The 3056-nt window shown below is 43.9% G+C and carries 3 protein-coding genes; 1 reads left to right on the top strand and 2 read right to left on the bottom strand.

Annotation, left to right across the window (positions count from 1 at the left end):
- Positions 1-348: 348 nt before the first annotated feature.
- The gene (locus tag WB217_RS13815) at positions 349-1512 is read right to left on the bottom strand and encodes an iron-containing alcohol dehydrogenase (RefSeq protein ID WP_423993796.1); all 1164 of its coding nucleotides are present in this window, start codon (positions 1510-1512) and stop codon (positions 349-351) included.
- A 200-nt stretch (positions 1513-1712) separates the two neighbouring features.
- Between WB217_RS13815 and WB217_RS13810 the strand changes: the two genes are divergently transcribed.
- Positions 1713-1946: a DUF378 domain-containing protein gene (locus tag WB217_RS13810; protein ID WP_335432092.1), complete on the top strand. Its 234-nt coding sequence runs from the start codon at positions 1713-1715 to the stop codon at positions 1944-1946.
- A 52-nt stretch (positions 1947-1998) separates the two neighbouring features.
- Here the strand turns inward: WB217_RS13810 and WB217_RS13805 are convergent.
- Positions 1999-3056, bottom strand: a 1058-nt coding sequence (locus WB217_RS13805; protein ID WP_423993794.1) for an ornithine--oxo-acid transaminase, incomplete at its 5' end; no start/stop codon positions are given.

The following is a 3056-nucleotide window of genomic DNA, read 5'->3' as shown; positions in this document are numbered from 1 at the left end:
ACCTAGTTTTCCAGTTTTTGTCTTTCTTGGTAACCAAGAGCCCTTATTGGTGACCTGTTTTCCAGTTTTTGTATTTCCAGATAACCAAGAGCCCTTATTGGTGACCGAGTTTTCCAATTTTTCTTTTTCTTGATTACCAAGAGCCCTTATTGGTGACCCATGGAGTCTTCTGGGCACACCCTGTTTGGTAAAAACAATCTTTAGATTGAATCATTTTAATTTTCAACTGCCCGTTTGAGACTTGCACTTTCTGCTCTGGTTGCAAAAGGGGTTCGGAATGAGACCATTCCGAACCCCTTTTTGTCTATAAACTGAAAGGACCCGATTCGCACGGGTCCTTTGAAACTTTTATAACGACTTGCGATAAATTTCTACTACATCTTCGTGGGTCAATTTTGCGAAATTGCCGAATTCCCCATTTACCATTGCTTTATCTGCCATTAGTTCAATCTTGCTGTCATCAATATCATAATCTGCAAGTCGGGACGGAGCACCGATGCTTGACCAGAATTCACGCAGTTTTTCGATTCCTTCAAGTCCAGCTTCTTCGTCTGTCTTGCCTTCAGGATCAACGTTGAAGACCCTGACAGCCATTTTCTTGAAGCGTGCTGGTTTCACCTTAAGATTGTGCTTCATCCAATTCGGGAACAGGATGGCAAGTCCTCCGCCATGTGGAATGTCATAAACCGCTGAAACGGCATGTTCGATATTATGAGTAGCCCAGTCACCGCGGTAACCCATTGATAGCATACCGTTTAGTGCCATTGTGCCTGCATATAAAATAGTTGCACGATGCTCATAGTTTTCGAGATCTGCCAGAAGCTTTGGCGCTGTTTCCATTACTGTCAGCAGCAGGGATTCACACATACGATCCTGGAACTCAGTGTTCTCAGTCAAATGGAAATAGTGTTCGAACACGTGAGACATCATATCGACGATTCCGTAGATTGTTTGGTCTCTTGGTACAGTAAATGTATTTACAGGGTCCAGGATGGAGAACCTTGGGAATGTCACCGGGCTGCCCCAGCCGTATTTTTCATTTGTTTCCCAATTCGTGATAACCGAACCTGCATTCATTTCAGACCCTGTTGCAGCAAGAGTCAACACAGTTCCGAATGGAAGTGCTTCGGCTGCGAACGCCTTCTTTGTCACAAGGTCCCATGCGTCGCCATCATATTTAGCACCAGCAGCGATCGCTTTCGTGCAGTCAATAACACTCCCGCCGCCTACCGCAAGCAGAAATTCAATTCCTTCTTCCTTGCAGATTTGAACGCCCTTTCGGACAGTTGATATACGCGGATTAGGCTCAACACCGGAAAGCTCAAATACTTCTGCGCCAATTTCTTTTAAATAGTTGATGACAGAATCATAAAGCCCATTTCTCTTTATACTTCCACCACCATATACAAGAAGAACTTTTTTGCCATATTGAGGCACTTCATTCTTCAATTCTGCCAGCTGGTCTTTTCCAAAAATCATTTTAGTTGGATTATAAAATGTGAAATTATCCATTTAAATCACCTTCCTTATCGCCAATTATGTTCCTTTTTCATATGCAATGCAAAAATATTGCACTTCTTAATGTTCTCCAATGTTCTGTGAAATGTTTCAGCTTTTTTAATACGAGTAATGGTTAAGTGCATCGGGGATGAATAATAATCTTGCTGCTGAATCAACCTATATACGAATCCATATTTTAAGGAGGAACATCCATGAGTGGTATTCAACGTATTGCATTGGTTCTTACGATTATTGGTGCTATTAACTGGGGCTTAGTCGGATTCTTCCAATTTGATCTTGTTGCAGCAATTTTCGGAGGCCAGGACTCAGCATTGGCCAGAATAGTTTATGGCTTGGTAGGACTTGCAGGTTTAATCAATCTGGGGCTTCTTTTCGCTCCTAGCGAAGAAGAAGAAAGAGCGGCAGAACCCAGAGCCACAAGATAATTTCAAGAAAATAACCCGTCCAGATTTTGGACGGGTTTTTACATGCGGAATGTTACGATAATACCTTCTTGATCCGCTCAATTGCCCAATCAAGATCTTCCTCGCTGATAACGAGCGGAGGCGCAAAACGAATGACAGTATCATGTGTTTCTTTGCAAAGCAAGCCTTCCTCTTTCAAATCCTCACAATATTTACGGGCAGGCTCGGTCAATTCAACACCAATGAAAAGTCCGCGTCCGCGAATATCTTTTATCATAGGATTATCGATTTCACGAAGCTTGCTGATGAAATATTCACCAAGTTCAAGAGAGCGTTCAGCCAGCTTTTCGTCGATCAATACGTCAAGAGATGCATTAGACACCGCACAAGCCATTGGATTGCCGCCAAAAGTTGAACCATGGGAACCTGGGTTGAAAACACCTAGTACATCACTGTCAGCCACTACGCAGGAAATCGGGAATACTCCGCCGCCTAGCGCCTTGCCCAAAATATACATATCAGGCTCGATGCCTTCCCACTCACATGCAAACATTTTTCCGGATCTTGCAAGTCCTGCCTGGATTTCATCAGCAATAAACAGCACATTGTTTTGCTTACACAAATCAAATGCGGCACTCATGAAGCCTTCTGGCGGGATGACAATCCCAGCCTCTCCCTGAATTGGTTCGATTAAGAACGCAGCAGTGTTTGGAGTGATTGCCTGCTTCAAAGCTTCCAAATCTCCATAAGGAATCAATTTTATTCCTGGAAGCATCGGCCCAAAGCCCCGCTTATATTCAGCCTCAGAAGACAACGAAACCGCTGTCATTGTCCGGCCGTGGAAATTACCGATACAAGCGATGATTTCAGCCTGATTGTCAGCTACACCTTTAACATCGTATGCCCAGCGGCGCGCCGCTTTGATTGCTGTTTCAACCGCCTCTGCTCCTGTGTTCATAGGCAGGGCCATTTGTTTATTCGTCAATTTGCAGATTTTCTCATACCAAGGGCCAAGCTGGTCATTATGGAAAGCTATTGACGTTAGCGTCACACGATCAGCCTGATCTTTAAGAGCCTGGATGATTTTTGGATGGCGATGTCCCTGATTCACTGCAGAGTAAGCACTTAGCA

Origin of the sequence: Mesobacillus sp., assembly GCF_049588175.1 — a bacterium.
Taxonomy (GTDB): Bacteria; Bacillota; Bacilli; order Bacillales; family Cytobacillaceae; genus Mesobacillus.
The sequence above is the reverse complement of the archived record's forward strand: the minus strand, read 5'-3'. Positions and strand labels throughout refer to the sequence as shown.